The sequence below is a fragment of the Escherichia sp. AM3 genome, from assembly GCF_032029835.1.
GTDB lineage: Bacteria > Pseudomonadota > Gammaproteobacteria > Enterobacterales > Enterobacteriaceae > Escherichia > Escherichia coli.
In genome coordinates this window covers 1-361 of the sequence record NZ_JAVUPQ010000677.1, presented here as the reverse complement: position 1 = coordinate 361, position 361 = coordinate 1, and the positions used below count along the sequence as shown (strand labels likewise).

General features: G+C 61.5%; 1 pseudogene. It reads left to right on the top strand.

Annotated features, from left to right (window positions below):
• Positions 1-361, top strand: a pseudogene (locus tag RTW80_RS27835) (bifunctional glutamine synthetase adenylyltransferase/deadenyltransferase); the annotation flags it as partial.

Here is a 361-nt window from a genome sequence, read left to right as displayed (position 1 = left end):
ACTGGGAGCGTTACGCGATGGTCAAAGCGCGGATCATGGGTGACAGCGACGATGCCTGGGCCAACGAGCTGCGCGCCATGCTGCGCCCGTTTGTGTTCCGCCGCTACATCGACTTCAGCGTGATCCAGTCCCTGCGAAATATGAAAGGGATGATTGCCCGCGAGGTGCGTCGCCGTGGCCAGAAGGACAACATCACGCTCGGCGCGGGCGGTATTCGTGAGATCGAATTTATCGTCCAGGTCTTCCAGCTGATACGCGGCGGGCGTGAACCTTCTCTGCAATCCCGCTCGCTGCTGCCGACGCTGAGCGCTATCGAGCAGCTGCATCTGCTGCCGGAAGGCGATGCGCAAACGCTGCGTGA